General features: G+C 71.3%; 26 protein-coding genes. 9 read left to right on the top strand and 17 right to left on the bottom strand.

Going from position 1 to position 22,852, the window contains the following annotated elements; translation table 11 throughout:
* Window positions 1–22 precede the first annotated feature (22 nt).
* Window positions 23–733 carry a methionine biosynthesis protein MetW gene (gene metW, locus MKK60_RS03640; RefSeq protein WP_147727140.1) on the bottom strand — a complete coding sequence of 237 codons (711 nt, stop codon included), beginning with the start codon at window positions 731–733 and terminating at the stop codon, window positions 23–25.
* Entirely contained in the window at window positions 730–1,926 is a 1,197-nt protein-coding gene (locus tag MKK60_RS03645) for a homoserine O-acetyltransferase (RefSeq protein WP_279603959.1), read from the bottom strand. The genes metW and MKK60_RS03645 overlap by 4 nt, the downstream gene beginning before the upstream one ends.
* 241 nt (window positions 1,927–2,167) lie before the next feature.
* On the opposite strand from MKK60_RS03645, the gene MKK60_RS03650 reads away from it, so the two are divergent.
* The 4 genes from MKK60_RS03650 to MKK60_RS03665 all read left to right on the top strand — a co-directional run bounded on the left by MKK60_RS03650 (window position 2,168) and on the right by MKK60_RS03665 (window position 5,680).
* Window positions 2,168–3,046, top strand: coding sequence for a chorismate mutase (locus MKK60_RS03650; RefSeq protein WP_147727141.1), 879 nt, complete (start codon window positions 2,168–2,170; stop codon window positions 3,044–3,046).
* 100 nt (window positions 3,047–3,146) lie between these two features.
* Window positions 3,147–4,262, top strand: coding sequence for a pyridoxal phosphate-dependent aminotransferase (locus tag MKK60_RS03655; RefSeq protein ID WP_243983965.1), 1,116 nt, complete (start codon window positions 3,147–3,149; stop codon window positions 4,260–4,262).
* A complete protein-coding gene (locus MKK60_RS03660; protein ID WP_243983966.1) occupies window positions 4,255–5,199 on the top strand; it encodes a prephenate/arogenate dehydrogenase family protein in 945 nt (314 codons plus the stop codon). The genes MKK60_RS03655 and MKK60_RS03660 overlap by 8 nt, the downstream gene beginning before the upstream one ends.
* 58 nt (window positions 5,200–5,257) lie before the next feature.
* Window positions 5,258–5,680 (top strand): PaaI family thioesterase, encoded by a 423-nt coding sequence (locus MKK60_RS03665; protein ID WP_147729261.1) that lies wholly within the window; start codon window positions 5,258–5,260, stop codon window positions 5,678–5,680.
* Window positions 5,681–5,740: 60 nt separating this feature from the next.
* Here MKK60_RS03665 and MKK60_RS03670 read toward each other — a convergent pair whose 3' ends face one another.
* The 5 genes from MKK60_RS03670 to glyA all read right to left on the bottom strand — a co-directional run bounded on the left by MKK60_RS03670 (window position 5,741) and on the right by glyA (window position 9,709).
* Window positions 5,741–6,013, bottom strand: a complete 273-nt coding sequence (locus MKK60_RS03670; protein WP_243932296.1) for a hypothetical protein — start codon at window positions 6,011–6,013, stop codon at window positions 5,741–5,743.
* A complete protein-coding gene (locus MKK60_RS03675) occupies window positions 6,010–6,639 on the bottom strand; it encodes a riboflavin synthase (RefSeq protein WP_243983967.1) in 630 nt (209 codons plus the stop codon). The genes MKK60_RS03670 and MKK60_RS03675 overlap by 4 nt, the downstream gene beginning before the upstream one ends.
* 3 nt (window positions 6,640–6,642) lie before the next feature.
* Window positions 6,643–7,758 carry a bifunctional diaminohydroxyphosphoribosylaminopyrimidine deaminase/5-amino-6-(5-phosphoribosylamino)uracil reductase RibD gene (gene ribD, locus MKK60_RS03680; RefSeq protein ID WP_409567361.1) on the bottom strand — a complete coding sequence of 372 codons (1,116 nt, stop codon included), beginning with the start codon at window positions 7,756–7,758 and terminating at the stop codon, window positions 6,643–6,645.
* The gene (gene nrdR / locus MKK60_RS03685) at window positions 7,755–8,267 is read right to left on the bottom strand and encodes a transcriptional regulator NrdR (protein WP_243983969.1); all 513 of its coding nucleotides are present in this window, start codon (window positions 8,265–8,267) and stop codon (window positions 7,755–7,757) included. Before nrdR ends, ribD begins: the two co-directional genes overlap by 4 nt.
* A gap of 137 nt (window positions 8,268–8,404) precedes the next feature.
* Window positions 8,405–9,709, bottom strand: coding sequence for a serine hydroxymethyltransferase (glyA, locus tag MKK60_RS03690; protein ID WP_243983970.1), 1,305 nt, complete (start codon window positions 9,707–9,709; stop codon window positions 8,405–8,407).
* Window positions 9,710–9,989: 280 nt separating this feature from the next.
* Here glyA and MKK60_RS03695 point away from each other — a divergent pair, with 280 nt between their 5' ends.
* Window positions 9,990–10,484, top strand: a complete 495-nt coding sequence (locus MKK60_RS03695; RefSeq protein ID WP_243983971.1) for a hypothetical protein — start codon at window positions 9,990–9,992, stop codon at window positions 10,482–10,484.
* Between the two features lie 159 nt (window positions 10,485–10,643).
* On the top strand, window positions 10,644–11,093 hold the full coding sequence (locus tag MKK60_RS03700; protein ID WP_243983972.1) for a hypothetical protein: 450 nt from the start codon (window positions 10,644–10,646) through the stop codon (window positions 11,091–11,093).
* A gap of 64 nt (window positions 11,094–11,157) precedes the next feature.
* On the opposite strand, the gene MKK60_RS03705 is transcribed toward MKK60_RS03700, so the two are convergent.
* The gene (locus MKK60_RS03705) at window positions 11,158–11,469 is read right to left on the bottom strand and encodes a cupin domain-containing protein (protein WP_147844272.1); all 312 of its coding nucleotides are present in this window, start codon (window positions 11,467–11,469) and stop codon (window positions 11,158–11,160) included.
* Window positions 11,470–11,532: 63 nt separating this feature from the next.
* Window positions 11,533–12,696, bottom strand: coding sequence for a hypothetical protein (locus MKK60_RS03710; protein ID WP_243983973.1), 1,164 nt, complete (start codon window positions 12,694–12,696; stop codon window positions 11,533–11,535).
* A gap of 162 nt (window positions 12,697–12,858) precedes the next feature.
* Here MKK60_RS03710 and MKK60_RS03715 point away from each other — a divergent pair, with 162 nt between their 5' ends.
* The 3 genes from MKK60_RS03715 (at window position 12,859) to der (ending at window position 15,738) form a co-directional block, all read left to right on the top strand.
* Window positions 12,859–13,464: an NnrU family protein gene (locus MKK60_RS03715; RefSeq protein ID WP_147728307.1), complete on the top strand. Its 606-nt coding sequence runs from the start codon at window positions 12,859–12,861 to the stop codon at window positions 13,462–13,464.
* Window positions 13,465–13,559: 95 nt separating this feature from the next.
* Window positions 13,560–14,270: a tetratricopeptide repeat protein gene (locus tag MKK60_RS03720; RefSeq protein ID WP_243983974.1), complete on the top strand. Its 711-nt coding sequence runs from the start codon at window positions 13,560–13,562 to the stop codon at window positions 14,268–14,270.
* A 124-nt stretch (window positions 14,271–14,394) separates the two neighbouring features.
* On the top strand, window positions 14,395–15,738 hold the full coding sequence (gene der / locus MKK60_RS03725; protein ID WP_147725718.1) for a ribosome biogenesis GTPase Der: 1,344 nt from the start codon (window positions 14,395–14,397) through the stop codon (window positions 15,736–15,738).
* Between the two features lie 24 nt (window positions 15,739–15,762).
* On the opposite strand, the gene MKK60_RS03730 is transcribed toward der, so the two are convergent.
* The 8 genes from MKK60_RS03730 to radA all read right to left on the bottom strand — a co-directional run bounded on the left by MKK60_RS03730 (window position 15,763) and on the right by radA (window position 22,832).
* Window positions 15,763–16,884: a carboxylate-amine ligase gene (locus tag MKK60_RS03730; RefSeq protein ID WP_243983975.1), complete on the bottom strand. Its 1,122-nt coding sequence runs from the start codon at window positions 16,882–16,884 to the stop codon at window positions 15,763–15,765.
* A gap of 89 nt (window positions 16,885–16,973) precedes the next feature.
* The gene (locus tag MKK60_RS03735; RefSeq protein WP_243983976.1) at window positions 16,974–17,396 is read right to left on the bottom strand and encodes a type II toxin-antitoxin system VapC family toxin; all 423 of its coding nucleotides are present in this window, start codon (window positions 17,394–17,396) and stop codon (window positions 16,974–16,976) included.
* Window positions 17,393–17,641 carry a type II toxin-antitoxin system Phd/YefM family antitoxin gene (locus MKK60_RS03740; RefSeq protein WP_147725721.1) on the bottom strand — a complete coding sequence of 83 codons (249 nt, stop codon included), beginning with the start codon at window positions 17,639–17,641 and terminating at the stop codon, window positions 17,393–17,395. Before MKK60_RS03740 ends, MKK60_RS03735 begins: the two co-directional genes overlap by 4 nt.
* 43 nt (window positions 17,642–17,684) lie before the next feature.
* Window positions 17,685–18,095 (bottom strand): dihydrofolate reductase, encoded by a 411-nt coding sequence (locus MKK60_RS03745; RefSeq protein WP_147841973.1) that lies wholly within the window; start codon window positions 18,093–18,095, stop codon window positions 17,685–17,687.
* A gap of 38 nt (window positions 18,096–18,133) precedes the next feature.
* Window positions 18,134–18,883 (bottom strand): SDR family NAD(P)-dependent oxidoreductase, encoded by a 750-nt coding sequence (locus MKK60_RS03750; RefSeq protein ID WP_243983977.1) that lies wholly within the window; start codon window positions 18,881–18,883, stop codon window positions 18,134–18,136.
* A 10-nt stretch (window positions 18,884–18,893) separates the two neighbouring features.
* Window positions 18,894–20,372, bottom strand: a complete 1,479-nt coding sequence (purF, locus tag MKK60_RS03755; RefSeq protein ID WP_147841974.1) for an amidophosphoribosyltransferase — start codon at window positions 20,370–20,372, stop codon at window positions 18,894–18,896.
* A gap of 195 nt (window positions 20,373–20,567) precedes the next feature.
* Window positions 20,568–21,173, bottom strand: coding sequence for a CvpA family protein (locus MKK60_RS03760; protein ID WP_147841975.1), 606 nt, complete (start codon window positions 21,171–21,173; stop codon window positions 20,568–20,570).
* 219 nt (window positions 21,174–21,392) lie between these two features.
* Window positions 21,393–22,832 (bottom strand): DNA repair protein RadA, encoded by a 1,440-nt coding sequence (gene radA, locus MKK60_RS03765; RefSeq protein ID WP_147725726.1) that lies wholly within the window; start codon window positions 22,830–22,832, stop codon window positions 21,393–21,395.
* Between the last annotated feature and the right edge of the window lie 20 nt (window positions 22,833–22,852).

Genomic DNA, 22,852 nt, shown 5'->3' on the forward strand with positions numbered 1-22,852 from the left:
GCCGCCCGGCGCGGTCGACCGATCAGCCGGCTCCGAGGCGGCCCCGCCTGAGCAGGAACACCCCCTGCGCGCCGATCAGGTTCCAGAACCACCACGGCATCGAGAAGCGCATCGGCCGTCCGCGCGCGTCGAGCGCCGCCGCCTTCTCGATGTGGGCGTCGACCGCCCGGCACAGCTCGACGAAGTCGCGCATGGTGCAGTGGTGGATGTTCGGCGTCTCGTACCAGGCTTCCGGCAGGATCTCGGTGATCGGCATCCGCCCGCGGAAGGCCAGCTCGGCCCGCACCCGCCAATGACCGAAGTTCGGGAACGAGATCACCACCTGCCGGCCGATGCGGAGCAGGTGCTCCAGCACGATGCGCGGGTTGCGCGTCGCCTGGATGGTCTGGGACAGGACCACCACGTCGAACGCGTCGTCGGGGTAGTTCTCGAGGTCGGTGTCGGCGTCGCCCTGGATCACCGGCAGGCCGCGGGCGAGGCAGGCGTTCACGCCCTCGCGCGACAGCTCGATGCCGCGCCCGTCGACGCCGCGCCGGTCGCGCAGCAGCGCCAGCAGCGAGCCGTCGCCGCAGCCGATGTCGAGGACGCGCGCGCCGGGCGGCACCAGCCCGAGGACCACGAGGTGGTCGACGCGGGCGCCGCCGGATTCGGGCGTGCGCGGCAGGTCGTCCGCCGCCTCCCAGGGCGTGCCGGAGGCGGCGTCGCCGAAGGACAGGTCCTCGCGCCCGCTCACAGCCCGCGCGCCCGGGCGGCCGCGTCGATGAACCCGCGGGCCGCCGAGAACAGCGTCGGCTCGTCGAGGAGGAACGCGTCGTGGCCCTTGTCGCTCTCGACCTCGACGAAGGCGACCGGGGCCGAGGCGGCGTTCAGCGCGTGCACGATCGCCCGGGAATCGGCCGTGGGGAACAGCCAGTCGGAGGTGAACGAGATCACGCAGAACCGCGTCTTCGTGCCCTTGAAGGCGTTGGCGAGCACGCCGCCGTGGTCGGCGGCGAGGTCGAAGTAGTCCATCGCCCGCGTCAGGTAGAGGTAGGCGTTGGCGTCGAACCGCTCGACGAAGCTCAAGCCCTGGTGGCGCAGGTAGCTCTCGATCTGGAAGTCGGCGTTGAACGAGAAGGTCGGCGCCGAGCCGCCCTGGAAGCGCCGCCCGAACTTCCGGTGCAAAGCCGGCTCGGACAGGTAGGTGATGTGCGCGCCCATCCGCGCGACGCCGAGGCCCTTCGAGGGGCGCGTGCCGGCCTCGAGATAGCGACCGTCGGCCCAGGCGGGGTCGGCCATGATCGCCTGCCGGCCGACCTCGTGAAAGGCGATGTTCTGCGCCGAATGGCGCGCGCCCGTGGCGATCGGCATCGCCGCGAACACGCGCTCAGGGTAGAGCGAGGCCCATTGCAGCACCTGCATCCCGCCCATCGAGCCGCCGATGCACAGGAACAGGTCCGCGATGCCGAGATGGTCGAGCAGCATCGCCTGGGCGCGGACCATGTCGCGGATCGTGACCAGCGGGAAGTCGAGCCCGTAGGCCGAGCCCGTCGCGGGGTCGATCGAGGCCGGGCCGGTCGAGCCCATGCACGAGCCGATCACGTTGGAGCAGACGACGAAGTAGCGGTCGGTGTCGATCGGCTTGCCCGAACCGACCAGCGTCGTCCACCAGCCGGGCTTGCCGGTGACGGGATGGGGGTGGGCGAAGTGCTGGTCGCCGGTGAGCGCGTGGCAGATCAGCACCGCGTTGGTGCGCGCGGCGTTGAGGGTGCCGGCGGTCTGGTAGGCGACCTGGAACGGCGCGAGCGCGGCGCCCGAATCCATGGTCAGCGGCTGCCCGGCCTCGAACCGCGCGACGAGCCCCGCCGGGTCGCGCGCCTGCGACGGCTCGCGGCTGCGGATCTCGGGCTCCGTCGCGGAGGCGGCCGTATCGAGGGGATTGTCCATGAGGCGTCTGGAAACGGCTTCTCGCGCGCCGAAGGGGCCGAAGGAATCGCGAGGCCGCCCGCTTCCCGCGCCCGCCGCTGCACCGGACGTAGTGTGCCCGCCGCCGAGCGTCAACGAAAGGGGCCGCCGGAAGGCCGTTCATCCGCCCTCCGTTGTCGATCGCACGGCCCTGCTGCGCTGGCCCTTCGGCGCGGCGGGCCGTAAACACGCGCGAGCAGCCCCGTCCTCAGCTTGTCGAACCATGCGCTTCCCCAAACGAGCCGCGCCGCCGATGGAAGATCTCGCCGCCCTCCGGGCCGAGATCGATCGGATCGACGCCGAGATGCACGCGCTGCTGATCCAGCGCGGCGGGATCATCGACCGGCTGATCGCGGTGAAGGGCACCTCGGCCTCGGGCTCCGCCTTCCGTCCCGGTCGCGAGGCCGCGATGATGCGGCGCGTCGCCGAGCGCCACCGCGGGCTGCTGCCGCTCGACACCGTCGAGGGGATCTGGCGGGTCATCATCGCGACCTTCACCTACGTCCAGGCGCCGTTCTCGGTGCATGCCGACATCTCCGCCGGCGATCCGGCGATGCGCGACTCCGCCCGCTTCCACTTCGGCTTCACCGTGCCCTACCGGCCCCACCCGACCTGCGCGGCGGTGATCGAGGCGGTGGCGGCCTCGCGCGGCGACCTCGGCATCTTCCGCTTCGACCCGCGCGCCGCCCAGGTGCCCGCGAAGGGGGCGGCGAAGGGAGAGGCCTGGTGGGAGGGCCTGATCGGCGCGGGCCGGCCGAAGGTGATCGCCCGGCTTCCCTTCATCGAGCGGCCGGCCCACCCGGCCGGCACGCCGGTCTTCGTGGTGGCCAAGCCCCTCGACGATCCGGCGGCGGCGCAGCGCGACTGGGTGCTGTGGGCGGTGCGCTGCGGTGCCTGGACGGAGGAGGCCGAGCGCGCCGTGCAGGGGCTCTACGGCGAGGTGGTGGCGCGGGCCAAGCCCAAGGGCGAGGTCGAGCGCCTGCTGCTGGCGGTGCCGGGCGGCGTCGGCACGCGGCAGCTCGCCGAGGCCCTGGACGGGGCGGGCGCGGCGGTGTCGAGCCTCGACGAGACCGGCAGCCACGCGGCACGGTTCCGGGTGTGAGGGCCGCCGGGCGCCCGATCCGGTCGCGCCCCGCTTCATCGCGGCGCGAAATGCTGTAGACGGGCGCAACCCGCGTTTCTTCTGCAGGCTGCGAACACCAATGTCCGCCTCTCCCCGTCTCCGCCCGGTGCCCCGTCCGGGCGTCCTGGCGATCGACCCCTACGTGCCCGGCAAGAGCGGGGCGCCGGGTCACGCCAAGATCCACAAGCTGTCGTCGAACGAGACGCCGCTCGGCCCGAGCCCGGCGGCGATGGCGGCGATGCAGGCGGCCACGGCCAAGCTCGAGAACTATCCCGACGGCACCTCCACGCTGCTGCGGACCGCCATCGCGGCGCGCTACGGCATCGACGCGGGCCGCGTCGTCTGCGGCGCGGGCTCGGACGAGCTGCTCTCGCTGCTCGCCTACGCCTATATCGGCCCCGGCGACGAGGGCGTCTTCTGCGAGCACGGGTTCCTGGTCTACCGCATCGCCATCCTGGCGGCGGGCGGCACCGCCGTGGTCGCTCCCGAGCGCGACCTCACCGCCGACGTCGACGCGATCCTCGCCGCCGTGACCCCGCGGACGAAGATCGTCTACGTCGCCAACCCCAACAACCCGACCGGCACCTACCTGCCGCTGGCCGAGGTGCGGCGCCTGCATGCCGGCCTGCCGGGCGACGTGCTGCTGGTCCTCGACGGCGCCTACGCCGAGTACGTCCAGGCGGACGACTACGCGGCCGGGCTCGAGCTCGCGCGCGACGCCGACAACGTCGTGATGACCCGCACCTTCTCGAAGATCCACGGGCTCGCCGCCCTGCGCGTCGGCTGGATGGTCGGGCCGGCCCACGTGATGGACGCGGTCAACCGCATCCGCGGGCCGTTCAACCTGTCCACCGCCGGCATGGCGGCCGGGGCGGCGGCGCTCGCCGACGAGGCGCACGCCGCGACGGCCGCCGCCCACAACGCCAAATGGCTGCCGCGGATGATCGCGGGCGCCCGCGCGCTCGGCCTGACCGTGACGCCGAGCGTGGCGAACTTCATGCTCGTGCACTTTCCCGACGTGCCCGGCCGCACGGCGGCCGACGCCGACGCCTTCCTGACCGGGCGCGGGGTGATCGTGCGCCGGGTGGCGGCCTACGGGCTGCCGAATGCGCTCCGCGTGACGATCGGCAGCATCGAGAGCAACGAGGCCTTCCTCGGCGCGCTCGGCGCCTTCGTCCGAGGCGACCATGCCTGAGGCCGCGCCGCTCGACTGCCTCGCCATCGTCGGCCTCGGCCTGATCGGCTCGTCGATCGCCCGCGGCGCCCGCCGCTACGGGCTGGCCGAGCGCATCGTCGCGATCGACGCGGACGCCGCCGTCCGCGCGCGGGTGCTCGATCTCGGCATCGCCGACGACGTCACCGGCGATGCCGCCGCGGGCGCGGCGCAGGCCGACCTCGTGATCCTGTGCGTGCCCGTCGGCGCCATCGGCTCGGTCGCCGCCGCGATGGCGCCGCACCTGAAGCCGGGTGCCGTCGTCTCGGACGTCGGCTCGGTGAAGGCGTCGGTCGTCGCGGCCGTCACCCCGCACCTGCCCGACGGCATCGTGTTCGTGCCCGGCCATCCGGTGGCCGGCACCGAGTATTCCGGGCCGGATGCAGGGTTCTCGACGCTGTTCTCCGGCCGCTGGTGCATCCTGACCCCGCCGGAGGACGCGCCCGAGGCCGCCGTCGCGCGGGTGCGCGCGCTGTGGCAGGGGCTCGGCGCCGTCGTCGAGACGATGACGCCGGAGCACCACGACCTCGTGCTCGCCATCACCAGCCACGTGCCGCACCTGATCGCCTACAACATCGTCGGCACCGCCGCCGACCTCGAGCAGGTGACGCAGTCCGAGGTGATGAAGTTCTCGGCCGGCGGCTTCCGCGACTTCACCCGCATCGCCTCCTCGGATCCGACGATGTGGCGCGACATCTTCCTCAGCAACCGCGAGGCGGTGCTGGAGATGCTCGGGCGCTTCAGCGAGGACCTCTCGGTGCTGACCCGTGCGATCCGCTACGGCGACGGCGCGGCCCTGCACGACCTGTTCACCCGCACCCGCGCGATCCGCCGGGGCATCGTCGCGCAGGGGCAGGAGACGGCCGAGGCCGATTTCGGCCGCGCGCGCGCGGCCGAGGGCGTTCCCAAGGCGGGGTGACCCGCGATCCCGGTCGCCCGCCTTGCCGCCGGCGCACCGCCATGCTGGAACGGCCGTCATGACCGCGATGACGCTTGCCGAGACCCGCGACTTCCTCGACCGGGAGTTCCCGCAGATGCAGGCGGGCGGGCGCGCCTACCACCTGGAGGCCGTCGGCCCGCTGACCGCGCGGATGCGGCTCGACGGCGACGCGCGCTTCCTGCGCCCGGGCGGCACGCTGTCCGGCCCGTCGATGATGGCGCTGGCCGACTATGCGCTCTACGCGGCCATCCTCGCCCAGATCGGCCCGGTGGCGCTCGCGGTGACCACGAGCCTGACCTTCAACTTCCTGCGCAAGCCCGCGGGGCTGGTGCTGATCGCCGACGTGACGCTGCTGAAGCTCGGCCGGCGCCTCGCCGTCGGCGAGGTGCGGATCACGGCGCCGGGCTCGGACGACCTCGTCGCCCAGGCGAACGGCACGTACTCGATCCCGCCGCGGTGAGGGCCTACCGATCCGCGTAGCGGGACCACAGCATGACGCCGAAGCCGACGGCGACCGCCATCAGCGGCGCGACGACGAAGGCCACGATCTGAATGTCGGCCATGGCTGCAGCCTTCCACGAATGATGCGCGCGCACCCGTGGAGGGCGATGCTCGCAAGGAAGAAGATCGCGATGCCTTCCGACAGCGTCAACGCCGACAGGTTGGACCGTCCCGAAACCCCGAAGACGGTCGCAACGAGCGGCGCGACCGCGCCCGCGGTGAACAGGCCGCCCGCGGCGGTGTTCAGGTAGGCGGCGGAGAGCTTGATCCGCTCGTTCGAAATCAGGCTCACGCCGCGCTTTCGCGGCCCTCCGCGAGCCGCGCCGCGTAGCGCGCGATCAGGTCGACCTCGAGGTTCAGCCGGTCGCCGGCGCGGCGCTCGCCCCAGGTGGTGACCTCCAGCGTGTGCGGGATCAGCAGGACCGAGAAGGTGTCGCCCTCGACCGCGTTGACGGTCAGCGACGTGCCGTCGAGGCAGACCGAGCCCTTCTTGGCGATGAAGTGGGCGACCCCGGCCGGCGCCCGCAGGGTGAACCGTTCGCTCGCCCCCCAGGCGCCGGCGGTGACGGTCTCGCGGGCGAGGATCTCGGCGACGCCGTCGACGTGGCCGGTGACGAGGTGGCCGCCGAGCTCGTCGCCGATCTTCAGCGAGCGCTCCAGGTTGATTCGGGTGCCGGCCTCCCACCCGCCGACCGTGGTCAGCGCCAGCGTCTCGGCGGCGGCGTCCACCGCGAAGACGCAGCCGCCCTCGGCCGGATCGATCGACACCGCCGTGAGGCAAGGGCCGGAGCAGGCGATCGAGGCGCCGAGCGCGATCGTGGCCGCATCGTAGGCGGCGCGGATCGTGAGGCGGCGCATCCGTGCATCGCCCGAGACCGAGAGCACCGTTCCGACGTCGCTGACGAGACCCGTGAACATCGCTTAAGCCTCACTCCGTTCGTAGGTCACGGCCCGGTCCGCCCCGAGGTCGAGGGACTGGGCGATCCGGAACCGTCCGCTCTCCAGCGCCTGCCCGAGATGCGGGCCGACCGCCGGCAGGCCGCCCTGTGGGCCGCAGGTGCCGGGCCCGGTGATCAGGGTGCAGGAATCCACGAGATCGGCCTCGGCCAGCGCGTCGGCAAGGTGAGGGCCGCCCTCGCTGCAGAGCCGCGTCAATCCGCGCTCGCCGAGCATCGCCAGCGCCGCGTGCAGGTCGACCCGCCCGCGCGCGTCGGCGGCGACGCGCACCACCGCGACGCCGAGCGATTCGAGCATCCGCTTGGCATGGGCCGGGGCGCTCCGCGTCGTCACGACCAGCGTCGGGACGTCGTGGGCGCCGCGCACGAGCACGCTCGACGGCGACAGCCGCAGCTGCGAATCCAGCACCACCCGCAGCGGCGAGCGAACGCCGAGGCCGGGCAGGCGCACGGTGAGCGAAGGGTCGTCGGCGCGCGCCGTGCCGATGCCGATCAGGATCGCGTCGGCATGGGCTCGCCACAGGTGCACCGCGCCGTCGGCGATCGCGCCGGTGATGCGCAGGCGCGCCGTGTCGGAGGCGGCGGCGAACCCGTCCCGCGTCCGGGCGAGCTTGAGGTGGAGGTGGGGCCGCCCGTGGGTGATCCGCGCCACGTGCCCGGCATGGTCGCGGCGGGCCTCGGTGCCCAGCAGCCCGGTCTCGACCCGGATGCCGGTCGCCCGCAGGAGCGCGTGGCCGCGGCCGGAGACCCGCGTGTCGGGGTCCTCCATCGCGCTGACGACCCGCGCGATGCCTGCCGCGACGATCGCGTCGGTGCAGGGCGGCGTGCGGCCGTGATGCGAGCACGGCTCCAGCGTGACGTAGAGGGTCGCGCCCCGGGCCGCCGCGCCGGCATCCATGAGCGCCATGGGCTCGCCGTGCGGGCGGCCGCCCGGGGCGGTGACGCCCTGGCCGACGATCCGCTCCGCGCCCGGCTCGCCCGCGACCACCACGGCGCCGACCGAGGGGTTCGGCCAGGTCCGCCCGAGGTTGCGCTGCCCGAGCGCGAGGGCGAGGCGCATGAAACGCGCGTCGGCCGTCACGAGCGCGACCGCGCCGTGCGCGGCTTGCCCGCCGCGACGCTTTCGGGCGGCTCGACGCCGGCCTCCGCCAAGGTGCCGAGCAGGTCCTCGAAGTCCTTGGCCTCGCGGAAGTTCTTGTAGACGGAGGCGAAGCGCACGTAGGCGACGTCGTCGAGGCCCTTCAGGCCCTCCATCACCAGCTCGCCGATCGCCTCCGAGGTGATCTCGGCCTCCCCGCCGCTCTCGAGCTGGCGGGTGATGCCGCTGACCAGCCGCTCGATCCGCTCGGGGTCGACCGCGCGCTTGCGCAGGGCCACGCCGATCGAGCGCTGCAGCTTGTCGCGCTCGAACGGCACGCGCTTGCCCGAGCGCTTGAGCACCACGAGCTCGCGCAGCTGCACCCGCTCGAAGGTGGTGAAGCGGCCAGCGCAGTCCGGGCAGACCCGGCGGCGGCGGATCGCGGCGCCGTCCTCGCTCGGCCGCGAATCCTTCACCTGCGTGTCGGAGCCGCCGCAATAGGGACACCGCATCGGGCGGACCTTCTCATCGAGCCGGAAAGACGGCGCCCTCTCGGGAAACGAGAACGGCCGCGGATCGAGGCGATCCGCGGCCGTCTCTATCGTGTTGCAGTGCACGCCGGAAGGCTTCCCTTCCGGCGGCGTCCGGATCAGCCGTAGATCGGGAACCGGTCGGTGAGGGCGTGGACGCGGGTCTTGACCGAGGCCTCGACCGCGGAATCCCCGGCCTCGCCGTTCGCCACGAGCCCGTCGAGCACCTCGACGATGAAGCCGCCGATCTGCTTGAACTCGGCGACGCCGAAGCCGCGCGAGGTGCCGGCCGGCGTGCCCAGGCGGATGCCCGAGGTGATCGTCGGCTTCTGCGTGTCGAAGGGGACGCCGTTCTTGTTGCAGGTGATGTCGGCCCGCGACAGCGCGGCTTCCGCCGCCTTGCCGGTGAGGCCCTTCCGCTGCAGGTCGACCAGCATCAGGTGGTTGTCGGTGCCGCCCGAGGTGATGTCGTAGCCGCCCGACATCAGGGTGTCGGCCAGCGCCTTGGCGTTCTCGATCACTTGGCGGGCGTAGATCTTGAACTCGGGCTTCAGGGCCTCGCCGAAGGCCACGGCCTTGCCGGCGATGACGTGCATGAGCGGGCCGCCCTGCAGGCCGGGGAAGATCGCCGAGTTGAACTTCTTGGCGAGCGCCTCGTCGTTCGTCAGGATCATGCCGCCGCGCGGGCCGCGGAGCGTCTTGTGGGTCGTCGTGGTGGCGACGTGGGCGTGCGGGAACGGCGACGGGTGCACGCCGGCGGCGACGAGGCCGGCGAAGTGCGCCATGTCGACGAAGAAGTACGCGCCGACCGCGTCGGCGATCTCACGGAACTTGGCGAAGTCCCAATGGCGCGGATAGCCCGAGCCGCCGGCGATGATCACCTTCGGCTTGTGATCGTGGGCCAGCGCCTCGACCTGCTCCATGTCGATGCGCTGGTCGTCGCGGCGCACGGTGTAGGAGACCGGCTTGAACCACTTGCCCGAGACGTTCGGGGGCGCGCCGTGCGTGAGGTGGCCGCCGGCGGCGAGGTCGAGGCCGAGGAAGGTGTCGCCCGGCTGCATCAGGGCCATGAACACGCCCTGGTTCGCCTGGCTGCCGGAGTTCGGCTGCACGTTGGCGAAGCCGACGCCGAACAGGCGCTTGGCGCGCTCGATGGCGAGGTTCTCGGCGATGTCTACGAACTGGCAGCCGCCGTAGTAGCGACGGCCGGGATAGCCCTCCGCGTACTTGTTGGTCAGCACCGAGCCCTGCGCCTCGAGCACGGCGCGCGAGACGATGTTCTCGGAGGCGATCAGCTCGATCTCGTGCTGCTGCCGGCCGAGCTCCTGCTCGACGGCCTTGGCGATCTCCGGATCCGCGTCGCTTAGCGGGGCCGCGAAGAAGGAGTTCGAGAAATGCTTGTCGGAAGCGGTACCGGCGCTCATGGATGGCCTCTGTTCTTGTATGCGGGCGAAATCGGCGCGCTCGTCCCGTCGGCGTGCACGGGCGAGCCTTCGTAGCGCTACTCTCTACACGCGTGCGTGGAAGCCGCCAACACAGGCCTTTTTGCCGCGGGGGCAAGAAAAGTTGAGGCCGGGCGCCCGGCAGCGTCAACTGCACGCTGAAAGCACGGCTGGGCGATCGGCCGTGCCTCGCTCCGCAGTGCTATAGGAAAATTGACTTTAATAGGAATATATGGCAAGGCCTCTTCGGGGAAGCTTTGGCATGAACGAACGTCGAGACCAGCTTCGATTCGCGCACAGAGTTGCAGAGATCCGCCTGCGGATTGCGATGCTGTCCGTGCTCAGCCATTCCCTCAAAGCCGGCTTTCGCCCGGATCAACCCCGAGGCCCGGATGGTCGCTGGACCGGCGGCGCCGGTCAGATCGTGCGCAGCCAGATAGAGAAAACCGGGAACGCAAGGATCGACGCGAAGACCGAGCTTCTTGTGGATATCGTCAAGGAGGCAATCTCGATCTCGGAAGATGTCCGTGTGCCGGCCTACGGCGTCCGACTGCATGCTGCGACCGCTCGATTGATTCGCAATCTGGATATTCCAGGTATCGGCCGGCACGGCGTCGAGCAAAGCTTCAGCCTGGGCGATAGTGTTGGTTATGGGCTGGAGGGAAGCGTGCGGACCGACGTGGTCTTGCGCGATGGAAGAACATCCTCGCCCCGATATTGGCGGTATGGGACTTCAAGACGGGAAATGCGCGTCTGACACCAGCGCGCGTCCGGGAGATCCGTGAAGGTCTCGGGGTCGGCTCCGATGTGCCGGTGATCGAAATCCATGTTCGACGCGGTGTCGCGGTCAAATCACATGCCGCCACGACGAAGATAAGCGTTTTTGCCGACATCCACTGGTTTTGAGGGACAGAACATGACGATGGAAGCCTACGCGTTCTGCGCCCGTCCGATCAAATCGATCGAAGACTGGCAAGCGTCGATCGATGCCCTCGGGTTCGATCTGAGATTGAGATCGACTCGCGATCTCGCGGATCATCGGGGGCACCTTCCGGCGCTTTGGCGTGGCCGAGAAGCCGGTTTCGAGTTCGGCGCTTGCGCGTTCGCGGAACTGGCGGAAACGTACGACGACATCGATCTCGGCGGGCCGTGGCCCTACGCCTACGCCTTCTATTTCGCGGCTTTGCCGAGTTGCGTCGGCACGTGGCTGGCGCTGGCCGCCTGCCTGACGCTGACCGACGGCGTTGCTTTCGACCCGCAAGAGGGAAGAATTCTTCGACCCGGAGAGGCCGCACGCTATGCGCAGGATACCGAGAACGAGGTCGATCGGATCGAGTCAGGGGAGGTCGGTCGGACGCCTTCATAGATGTCGAAGGTTGGAGGGGCCCGCCGACATGGGTCGCGTCGAACGACGGACCCATCCACCGGCCTCACGCCGACACGTTGGTCTCCACCAGCACCGTCTCCGTCTCGAACTCCGCCGCGTGCCACGCCTCCGCGGGGAAGTGGAACACGCTGCCGGGGCCGAATGCCGCACGGCCCTGCTCGGTCTCCAGGATGCCAGAGCCGGAGAGCACCTGCACGAACTGCTCGTGCGCGTGGCTGTGCCGCGCCGCCGAGGTGCCCGCTGGGACGACGATCCGCACGAGGCTGGCGCCCGCGCCCGGGATCGTGCGCTTGGCGACGCCGTTCTCCGCAACGGTCTCGTCGCGTTCGTCCCAGGCGAGCAGGTGGTCGGTCATGGCGGCCTCGTGGTCAGCCCTCGAACATGATGCAGGCGCGGTCCCGGTCAACGCACGATGCGATCAGGGCCACACCTTGATCGCCACCGGCCGCCGCAGCAGGTCGCGGTCCGAGGTGATGGTGCAGCCCTCCGTCCGCAGCGTGACGTAGGTGAGGATCGCGGTGTCGCCGACGTCGTCGAAGTTCCGGCCCTCGGCCCTGGGGTCGAGGAGGGACGGGTAGGCGATCAGGCCGCCCGGCGCCGCGCAGGGGTCGTCGTAGAGCGTCGCCCCGGCGACGAGCAGCCGCGGCACGTCCCAGGTCAGAAGGTCGCGCGAGCTCGTCCAGTAGAAGCCCGATTGCGCGAACCCGTCACCCGCCTTGGCCATGAACAGGGCGACGAAGGCGCCGGTGCCGCGATGGCGGACCACCGCCCCGACGGGCGTCGGGAACGGCGCCACCGGCTTGCAGGCCTCGGCCCGCGCGCCCTTGGTGCGATACGGATCCGGGAAGGACGCGGTGAAGCCGGTTCCGGTCCAGGCGCGCCAGCTCGCCGCATCGCCGGGCGTGGCGGTGCGGAACAGGCACACCCCGGCCTCCTGATCCCCGGGCCGGTCCCAGCCGGTGGTCGAGACGAAGACGTAGCGGAAGCGCCCGTCGGCGAAGACGTTCGACGGGTTGAAGAAGCCGCGGTGACGCCCCTGGCCGACCTCCTGCCGGAACGGGGCCGCCATCGCCACCGCGGGCGGGGTCGTGCGCAGGAAGCTGCGGCCGCCATCCGCGGAGGCGGCGGCGGTGATCGTGTTGTACCAGCAGGCCTCGTAGGTCTCGGCCGTGCAGCGGCCCGGATGCTCGTTCGCCTGGTACTCGTGGTGCACCAGCGCGGCGATTCGGGCGCCGTCCTCGGTCCAGGTGGCGGTGATCCAGGAGCGGTCGTCGTAGAGCGCCGGGTCGGCCTTCTCGCCCGAGTCGAGCACCACCGTGCAGTCGAGCTTGAGGTGGTCGAGGTCCGGCCCGCGCAGGGCCCGGTTGCGGTAGTGCATGCCGAACAGGGCGACCGCACCGGTGGCATCCCGGAACGCGCGGGCCGAGGCGTCGGGCACGTCGGCGCCGTCGCAGGCGTCGCGCCCGGCCTTGAACACGATGCTCGGCGGCCCGACCAGGGTCAGGCTCGACAGCGGCGGGTCGGCGGCCGCCTGCGCGAGCGCCGGCAGCGACAGGAGAAACAGCGCGAGGCGGAGCCGCATGGGACGAGACCGGTGGGTGCGCCGAAAGCGCACTTGGACGAGGAGCGCGCACGGACGACGGTCGCGCGCCTGGACAAACCACGGGAGTTTCTGCTCAGAACCGTTACAGAATGGCTTCCCGCCGGTGCGGGGGCCCGATCCTCCCGAGCCGAGTCCCCATCCATGCTGATCCTGATCCTCGGGCTGGTGCTGTTCCTCGGCACCCACGCCTTCTCGATGCTGCGCGCCAAGCGCTCCGAGGTCGTCGGCCAAGTCGGCGAGGGCAAGTACAAGCTCGGCTACACCCTGCTCTCGGTCCTCGGCCTCGTGCTGATCGGTGTCGGCTTCCACAACTATCGCGTCGACGGGTACATCCCGGTCTGGGATCCGCCGGTCTGGACGCGCCACCTGTCCCTGGTGCTGGTGCTGCTCGCCTTCATCGTGCTGGCCTCGGCCTACCTGCCGGGCCACATCCGGGCGAAGGCCAAGCACCCGATGCTGCTCGCCGTGAAGATATGGGCGACGGCGCACCTGCTCGCCAACGGCGACCTCGGCTCGATCCTGCTGTTCGGCTCGTTCCTGGCCTGGGCGGTGATCGCCCGGATCAGCGCCAAGCGCCGCGCGCTCACGGCGGGTCAGGTCGTCGCGCAGCACGGGGGCGCCGCGGCCCCTGCGGGCTGGCGCAACGACGCGATCGCGGTGGTCGTCGGCGTCGTCGCCTGGTTCGTGTTCGGCAAGTATCTCCACCCGATCCTGATCGGCGTCTACGCCTGGCCGGGCCAGGCGTAGACGCCGCCCGGTCGCCAAACCGGCGCCCGCGTGCTAGGCGCGGGGCCAATCGAGACGCTTCAGGTCGTCCGGCTCGCGCGCCGGACCGGGATACGATGGCTGAGAACAACGAGTTCATCCGCGAGGTCAACGAAGACTATCGCCGCGACAAGGTCGCCGAGATCTGGCGCCGCTACAGCGGCGTGATCATTGCGGTGGCGATCCTGGTGGTCGCCGGCGTCGGCGGCTGGCGCTACTGGCAGACGGCCCAGCGCAACGCGGCCGAGGCCGCCTCGCAGCAGTTCGACGAGGCCAACCGCCTGGCCCGCGACGGCAAGGTGGCGGAGGCCGACAAGGCGTTCGACGCCCTCGAGGCGCAGGGGCCGGCCGGCTACCGCCTGCTCGCCCAGTTCCGCTCGGCCGCCGAGACCGCCAAGCGCGACCCGGCCGCGGGCGCCGCCGCGTTCGAGGCGATCTCCGGCGACACGGCGCTCGGCGACGGCCTGCGCGACCTCGCGCGGCTCCGCGCGGCGCTGATCCGCCTCGACCTGCCCGATCCGGCGCCCGCGCTCGCCAGCCTGCAGAGCCTGGCCGCCGGCACGCCGTTCCGCTTCACCGCCCGCGAGATGCTCGGGCTGACCGCCCTGAAGAACGGCCAGTACGACGAGGCCGGGCGCTGGTTCGACCAGCTCAACATGGACCCCGAGACGCCGCAGAACCTGCGCCAGCGCATCGAGGTCTACGTCGCCCTGGTCGCCGGCGGTCCCGTGACGGTGACCGAGGCGAAGCCCGAGGCCGCCGCGCCCCCGCCGCCGATCACGCGCTGATCGCTCGACACGCCAGTCCAAAACCTCCGGCGCGACTGGCTCGCACCGGAGGTTTTGGGCATTCTCCGGACCTTCGCCGCCCGGCCAGCCCGGCGGCTCGACCGAACATAGAACGGACCACCCCATGGAACTGCCGACCGTCGCGATCGTCGGACGGCCGAATGTCGGCAAGTCGACCCTGTTCAACCGCCTCGTCGGCAAGAAGCTGGCGCTGGTCGACGACCGCCCCGGCGTCACCCGCGACCGCCGCGAGGGCGACGTCGCCTTCGGCGGGCTGAACTTCCGCATCATCGACACCGCCGGTCTCGAGGAGGCCGATTCGGCCACCCTGCTCGGCCGGATGCGGATGCAGACCGAGGCCGCGATCCTCGAGGCGGACGTGGTGCTGTTCGTCATCGACGCGCGGGCCGGCATCCTGCCCGCCGACCAGCCCTTCGCCGAGCTGGTGCGCCGGGCCGGCTGCAAGGTGATCCTCATCGCCAACAAGGCCGAGGGCGGCGCCGGCATGGCCGGGGCCTACGAGTCGTTCCGGCTCGGGCTGGGCGACCCGATCCCGTTCTCGGCCGAGCACGGCGAGGGGATCGGCGAGCTGCACGAGGCGCTGAAGGAAGCCCTGCCCGAGACCGACGAGGACGAGGACGACGACGACCCGCGCGGCAAGCCGCTCAAGGTCGCCATCGTCGGCCGCCCCAACGCCGGCAAGTCGACCCTGATCAACCGGATGCTCGGCGAGGATCGCCTGCTCGTCGGCCCGGAGGCCGGCATCACCCGCGATTCGATCTCGCTCGACTGGGAATGGCGCGGGCGCCGGATCAAGCTGCACGACACCGCCGGGATGCGCCGCCGCGCCCGGATCGAGGACAAGCTCGAGAAGCTCGCGGTCTCGGACGGCATCCGCGCCGTGCGCTTCGCCGAGGTGGTGGTGGTGCTGCTCGACGCCACGATCCCGTTCGAGAAGCAGGACCTCACCATCGTCGACCTCGTCGAGAGCGAGGGGCGCTCGCTGGTGATCGGCCTCAACAAGTGGGACCTCGTCGCCGACCAGCCGGGCCTGCTCAAGTCGCTGCGCGAGGACTGCACCCGCCTGCTGCCGCAGGTCCGCGGCGTCGCGGTGGTGCCGCTCTCGGGGCTCGCCGGCGACGGCGTCGACAAGCTGATGCAGGCGGTGGTGCAGGCGGCCGAGGTCTGGGACACCCGCATCTCGACCTCGCGGATCAACGACTGGCTCTCCGAGGCGACGCAGCGCAACCCGCCGCCGGCCGTATCGGGCCGGCGCATCAAGATCCGCTACGCCACGCAGGTGAAGAGCCGCCCGCCGCACTTCGCCCTGTTCGGCAACCAGCTCAACGCGATGCCGAAGAGCTACACCCGCTACCTCACGAACTCGCTGCGCGAGGCGTTCGCCCTGCCGGGCACCCCGATCCGGCTCTCCCTGCGCACCTCGTCGAACCCGTTCGACAAGGGCTGAGCACCGGCCCCGCGCGTCGACGCCTCAGCCCCGGGTCGTCCGCGCCAGCCATTCCACCACCTTGTCCAGCGCCTGCCGGTTGCTGTGCCCCGCGTCCCGCGCGGCCTCGAACGCGGCGATCTGGCCGTCGGCGCTGGTGCCGCCCGAGACGATGGTCCGCGCATGCGCGACCTCGGCCGCGCAGCCGAGCGCCGCCGCATCCTCGGCGACGAGGTCGAGCACCGTCTCCAGGGCGTCGGCGAAGGGCAGGGCCGCCTCGCGGGCTTCGTCGATCAGCTCGGCGCCGACGCCGCTGCGCTGGGTGCGCCAGAGGTTCTCGTCGGCGAGTGCCCGGGAGACGCCGTCGAGCCCGGCATTGAGGTCCGGCCGGCGCACCATGCAGCGCACGAGGCAGCGGAACAGCGCGGCGATGGTCAGCGCGTCGGCGAGCCGCGTGCAGCTGTCGGCGATCCGCAGCTCCAGCGTCGGGAACTTGATCGAGGGCCGGAGCGACCACCACAGGAAGCTCGCATCCTGGATCGAGCCGGCCTCCGTCATGATCCGCACGTAGCGCGCATAGGCGGCGGCATCGGCGAAGAGCTCGGGCAGGCCGGTGCGCGGCAGCTCGCCGAAGGCGCTGAGGCGGTAGGCGGTGAGCCCCGTCGGCTTGCCCTGCCAGAACGGCGAGGAGGCCGAGAGCGCGAACAGCAGCGGCTGGAACGGCAGCAGCCGGTTCATCAGGTCGACCCGCGCCTCCGGGGCCGGCACCTCGACGTGGACGTGCATGCCGCAGATCAGGCTGCGCCGCCCGGCGAGGCCGACGTCGCGCAGGATGCCGCGGTAGCGGTCGCCCTTGGTCGGCAGTTGCCGCGACCAGTCGGCCACCGGATGGGTGCCCGCGGCGAAGATCAGCAGCTCGTGCTCGGCGGCGAGGTCCGCGAGCGCGCCGCGCTGCCGGGCGAGCGAGTCGCGCGCCTCGGCGAAGGCGGTGATGGGCGGGGTGCAGACCTCGACCTGGCACTGCAGCAGCTCGCGCCCCGCCTCGGGCAGGCGCTCGGCCGCCTCGACGTGGAACGGCTTGACCGAGCGCCGCGGCGTGCCGCGCGTCTCCGCATCGGCCAAGAAATACTCTTCTTCGATGCCGAAGCGGTAGCTGTGGGCGCTCATGGCATCTTTCGTCAGGAGGATCCGAGCGCAGATAGGGCGGGAGCGGGCCCAGTGCGGTCCCGAGGGCGCATTTTTCGGCGCGAAGGACGCTATCCTTCCGTGACCTGCAGGCCGAGGGTGCGCGCGACGGTCGCCATCTTGATGTCGAAGGTCGCGAGGACGGCATTCGCACGACGGCACAGAGCGATGTTCAGGGCGTCCGGCGTACGGAGCGTGAGATCGAGGCGGCGCAGAAACCCGGTCGCCGCGACGACGTCGGACGATGCGACCTCGATGCGTTCCGCGACCCGTTCGATCCAGCGATCGAGATCCGAGAACGCCAATTGCGCGGCGCCTGCGTCGATCTCGCCGGTTCTCACCCGGCGTGCGAGGGCCGAGGCGAATTCCGCCGCTGCGAAATCGCTGACGATCGCGATCGGCTCGTGACGTCGAAAGAAGGCGTCCGCCCGCGCCGTGGACGGATCATCCGTCAGAAGGGCGACCAGGACGCTGGCATCGAGGTACGTCCTCACCAATCCTCGTCGCGCATGCGGCCGACGAGGTGCCCGGCATCCTCGGAGGGCGCGGCGGTTCGCGCGCGACGGGCTGCCAGCCAATCCAGGTCCTCGGCGGTCACGGGCCGCCCCGACCGAGGGATCGGCTGTAGGTTGGCGACCGGCCGACCATCCCGGGTGATCACGACGCCTTCGCCCGCGAGCGCGCGGTCGATCAGCTCGGACAGATGCTCTTCGGCTTCGATGACGCTGTGCTCGCCCATCGGGCGAGAGTACGGACTTTCCCGACGGACTGTCCAGATCCGCCTATCCGACGCGCAGGGCGCCGCCGACGAGCCAGGCCGGGTCGAACCAGCGGTCGGCCTCGCCGTCGTAGGGCAGGCGGGTGACGTCCCAGTTCTGGATGTACTTCGCGTAGACGTTCCAGACCGCGATGCCGCCGCCGACGAAGATGCGGCGACCGGGATAGCGGGCGAGCACCGCCTCCGGATCCTCGTGCGACCGGATCACGTCGATGGTGCGGTCCTTGAACGCGAAGGCCGGCACCGAAGCCACCGTCTTCGGGCCGGCGATCAGCACATGGCCCATGGTCAGCGCGAAGAACCGCGTCACGTCCTCCACGAAGAGCGGGTCGGTGTTGCCCTCCCAGGGGAGCTGGCCGTTCAGCCCGAGCTGGCCGCGCTGGCCGATCGCGCAGATGCAGCGCACGTCGATCATCAGGATATCCGGAAAAGTGCGGGCTCGGCCCCGACCGCTCAGCGCGGCGCTTGCGGGCTCACGGTGCGGTCGGTGGGGAAGTCGTAGATCAGCCCGGTTTCGCTCGAGGCGGGGCTCGCCAGCCGCACGAAATGCGGGGCGAGGTCTTCCGGCGTCCTCAGCGTCCCCGGGTCCTCGCCCGGCATCGCCGCGCGGCGCATGTCGGTGCGCAGGGGACCGGGATTGAGCAGCATCGCCCGGACGTTGGTGGTCTCGTTCTCGGCGGCGTAGGTCCGCACCAGCGCCTCGAGCGCCGCCTTCGACACCGAGTAGGGCCCCCAGTAGGCCCGGCACTTGCCCGCCGCCCCGGAGGTGACGAAGATCGCCCGGCCGGCATCCGACATCCGCAGCAGCGGGTCGAACGAGCGGATCAGCCGCCAGTTCGCGGTGACGTTGACGTCCATCACCTGGCCCCAGACCTTCGGGGTGATGTGCCCGATCGGCATGAGATTGCCGAGGATGCCGGCATTGCCGACGACGATGTCGAGGCGCTTCCAGCGCTCGTTGATCGCCGCGCCGAGCCGGTCGATGCCGTCGTAGTCGGTCAGGTCGAGGGGCACGAGGGTCGCGCTCGAGCCGACCCTGCGGATCGCGTCGTCGAGCTCCTCCAGCGCGCCCTGCGTGCGCGCCACGGCGATGACGTGCGCGCCGGCCTCCGCCAGGGCCAGCGCGGCGGCCCGGCCGATCCCACGGGACGCGCCGGTGACGACGGCGACGCGTCCGTCGAGTGAGGTCTTCGTGTCGGTCATGCGCGAGGGGTCAGTCCGCTTCGGCGAGCATCGCGAGGCGCTTTGGCCCGGCGATGGCGAGGTCCGTCAGGCCGGTCGGGTAGTCGCCGGTGAAGCAATGGTCGGTGTATTGCGGGCAGGCCTCGATCCGCTCCGCCTCACCCATCGCCCGGTAGAGCCCCGGGATCGAGAGAAAGGCCAGCGAATCCGCGCCGATGTAGCGGCGCATGCCTTCGAGGTCGTGGGTGGCAGCGAGCAGCTTCTCGCGCTCCGGCGTGTCGATGCCGTAGAAGTCGGGATAGGTGATCGGCGGGCTCGCGATGCGGAAGTGCACCTCCGCCGCGCCGGCCTCGCGCATCATCCGCACGATCTTCACCGAGGTGGTGCCGCGCACCAGGCTGTCGTCGACCAGCACGATGCGCTTGCCCTCGATCGCCGCCCGGTTGGCCGAATGCTTCATCCGCACGCCGAGCTCGCGCACCGACTGGGTCGGCTGGATGAAGGTGCGGCCGACATAGTGGTTGCGGATGATTCCCATCTCGAACGGGATGCCGGTCTGCTGTGCGAAGCCGAGCGCGGCCGGCACGCCGGAATCGGGCACCGGCACCACCACGTCGGCCGGCACCGCGGCCTCGCGGGCCAGCTCGACGCCGATGTTCTTGCGCACGGCGTAGACGCTCTTGCCGTTCACCACCGAATCCGGCCGGGCGAAGTAGATGTACTCGAAGATGCACGGCCGCATCGGCACCTTGTCGGCGAAGCGGATCGACTCGATGCCGTCCTCCGAGATCACCACGACCTCGCCGTTCTCGACGTCGCGCACGAACTTCGCGCCGATGATGTCGAGCGCGCAGGTCTCCGAGGCCAGCATGTAGCGGCCGTCGAGCTCGCCGAGCACCAGCGGGCGGATGCCGAGCGGGTCGCGGGCGCCGATCAGCTTCTTGTTCGTGAGCGCGACGATGGCGTAGGCGCCCTGGATCGCCTGCAGCGCGTCGATGAAGCGCTCGACGATCCGCGGCTTTCGCGAGCGCGCGGCCAGGTGCAGGATCACCTCCGTGTCGGAGGTCGACTGGGTGATCGCGCCGTCGCGCACGAGATCGCGTCGGATCGAGAGCGCGTTGGTGAGGTTGCCGTTATGCGCCACCGCCAGGCCGCCGCCGGCCAGCTCGGCGAAGAGCGGCTGGACGTTGCGCAGGATGGTGCCGCCGGTGGTCGAGTAGCGCACGTGGCCGATCGCGGCGCGGCCCTTCAGCCGGGCGATTGTGCCGCCGTCCGAGAACGAGTCGCCGACGAGGCCGGGGCGCCGCTCGGAATGGAAGACCTCGCCGTCGAAGGCGACGATGCCCGCCGCCTCCTGGCCGCGGTGCTGCAGGGCGTGCAGCCCGAGCGCGACGATCGCCGAGGCGTCGGGATGCCCGAAGATGCCGAAGACGCCGCATTCCTCGCGGAGCGTATCGCCGTCGGTCTCGGGGTCGAACACGGAATCCACGGTTGCGGCGCGGTGTGACATGGCCTGAGGTCGATCCCTGGTTGCCGTCCGCCCGCAAGCTGCCCGGACCGCGTCCGCGCGGCCGGCCCCGCGGCGCCGTCGTCAAGGCGTTATCTGAGGCCTCGCGGCATCGCAACCAAGCCGGATCGAACGCAGGTCAGGGTCACCGCGGCAACATATGCTGAGCCGGCCTTCCTTCCCAGACGAGCGGCGCCCTCAGCGCCGCGGCGCGGGCACGGCCGGCGTGGTCTGGCGCGGGGGCACCTCGGTCTCGGCCGGTGCATCCACAGGTTCGTTCTGCGGGGTGTCGACCTTCGGCTTCTTGAACTGCTTCAGGAAGCCTTCCGGGTTCTCGGGCAGCTGCGCCACCAGCGCGTCGCCGGACTTCTCCAGCATCGGCCGGGTGCGCGCCTCGGCGGCCCAGGTCGGCACCTTGCCCTGCACCAGCCAGGACAGGAACACCCAGCCGATCACGCAGATCAGGAAGCCGCGGGCGGCGCCGAACAGGAAGCCGAGGGAGCGGTCGATCGCGCCGATGCGCGAATCGAGCACCACGTCGGAGATCTTCACCGTGATGATCGAGACGACGATCAGCGTGCCGAGGAAGATCGCCGCGATCGAGGCGACGAGGGCGACGGTGTCGCTGGTCACGTGCTGCTTCACCGTCGGCAGCAGCATCGGATAGAGCGACCACGCCACCGCGGCGGCGGCGACCCAGGCGATGATCGCCAGCACCTCCCGCGTGACGCCGCGGACGGCCGCCAGCAGGGCGGACACCACGACGATGCCGAGCACCACGAGATCGAGGACGGAAAACGGCATCTGCGGGTTCGGATCGGATGGGGAGATGCCACGACGAAAGCGATGCGGTCTGCGGCTCCCCTGGACCGCGGGCGCCTTATATCGCGGTCAAACTCGGTCGTCACCCTCGGTGGCGACTGCCGGCCGCCGGAACCCGCCGGTTGCAGACGGGCTTTCACCGCCCTTCCCAAGCCGCCGGCGCGGCACAGGTCGTCCTGAGAACCGCGCTCAGCCGGTCGCCTAATCCGCATCCTCGTCGTGGGCCGCATGGCGGCGCTTGCCCGAGGCGACCCGGCGCGGCCCGTTCGCGGCGATGCCGGCCACGAGGTCGGCGATGTGGCGCAGCGACTCCGTGGCGAGCGCGCGGTCGGTGGTCTCGCCGCGCCCTTGCGGCGTCATCGCCTTGGCGAAGCCGAGCTTCTGCGCCTCCTTGAGGCGCGCGCCGGCCTGCGCCACCGGCCGGATCGCGCCGGACAGGCCGATCTCGCCGAAATACACGGTCTCCGGCGGCAGCACCGCGCCCGACAGCGACGAGACCAGGGCGGCGGCCACCGCCAGATCCGCCGCGGGCTCGGAGATGCGCAGGCCGCCCGCGACGTTGAGATAGACGTCGTGCGTGCCCAGGCGGATGCCGCCATGGGCTTCGAGCACCGCGAGCACCATCGAGAGCCGGTTCGGGTCCCAGCCGACCACGGCCCGGCGCGGCATGCCGAGCGACGAGGGCGCGACCAGCGCCTGGATCTCCACCAGCAGGGGCCGCGTGCCCTCCATGCCGGCGAAGACCGCGGTGCCGGCGGCCTGGTGGTCGCGTCCCGCCAGGAACAGCGCCGAGGGGTTCGGCACCTCGGCCAGCCCCATGTCGGTCATCTCGAACACGCCGATCTCGTCGGTCGGCCCGAAGCGGTTCTTCACCGCCCGCAGGATGCGGAAATGGTGGCCCTGGTCGCCCTCGAACGAGGCCACCGCGTCGACCATGTGCTCGACCACCCGCGGGCCGGCGATCTGCCCGTCCTTGGTGACGTGGCCGACGAGGATCACCGCCGTGCCCGTGGTCTTGGCGAAGCGGATCAGGGACTGGGCGGAGGAGCGCACCTGCGTGACCGTGCCGGGCGCCGATTCGACGGTCTCGGTCCACATGGTCTGGATCGAATCGATGATCGCCAGCGCCGGCGGGCGCCCCTGCGACAGGGTCTCGACGATGTCCTCGACGTTGGTCTCGGCCGCCAGCTCCACCGGGTGGCCCGACAGCCCGAGGCGCTCGGCGCGCAGGCGCACCTGCCCCACCGCCTCCTCGCCGGAGATGTAGGCGACGCGTTCGCCGGTCTTCGCCATCGCGGCCGAGGCCTGCATCAGCAGGGTCGACTTGCCGATGCCGGGATCGCCGCCGAGCAGGATCACCGAGCCGCGCACGAATCCGCCGCCGGTGACGCGGTCGAGCTCGCCGATGCCGGAGGGGATGCGCGGCGCTTCCCGCGCCTCGCCGGTCAGGCCCTCGAGGGGGAACACCCGCCCGCGGGCCCGGCCGGGCCGGGTCGCGGCCGGGCCCGATTGCGGCCCGGAGCCCCCGGGCGTCTCCTCGACGATCGTGTTCCAGCCATTGCAGGCCTCGCAGCGCCCGCGCCAGCGGTTGTAGACCGCGCCGCAGGCCTGGCAGATGAAGGTCTGGTGGATCTTTGCCATGCGCTCGCAGCGGGTTCGGG

It is taken from the genome of Methylobacterium sp. J-092, assembly GCF_022829325.1.
GTDB lineage: Bacteria > Pseudomonadota > Alphaproteobacteria > Rhizobiales > Beijerinckiaceae > Methylobacterium.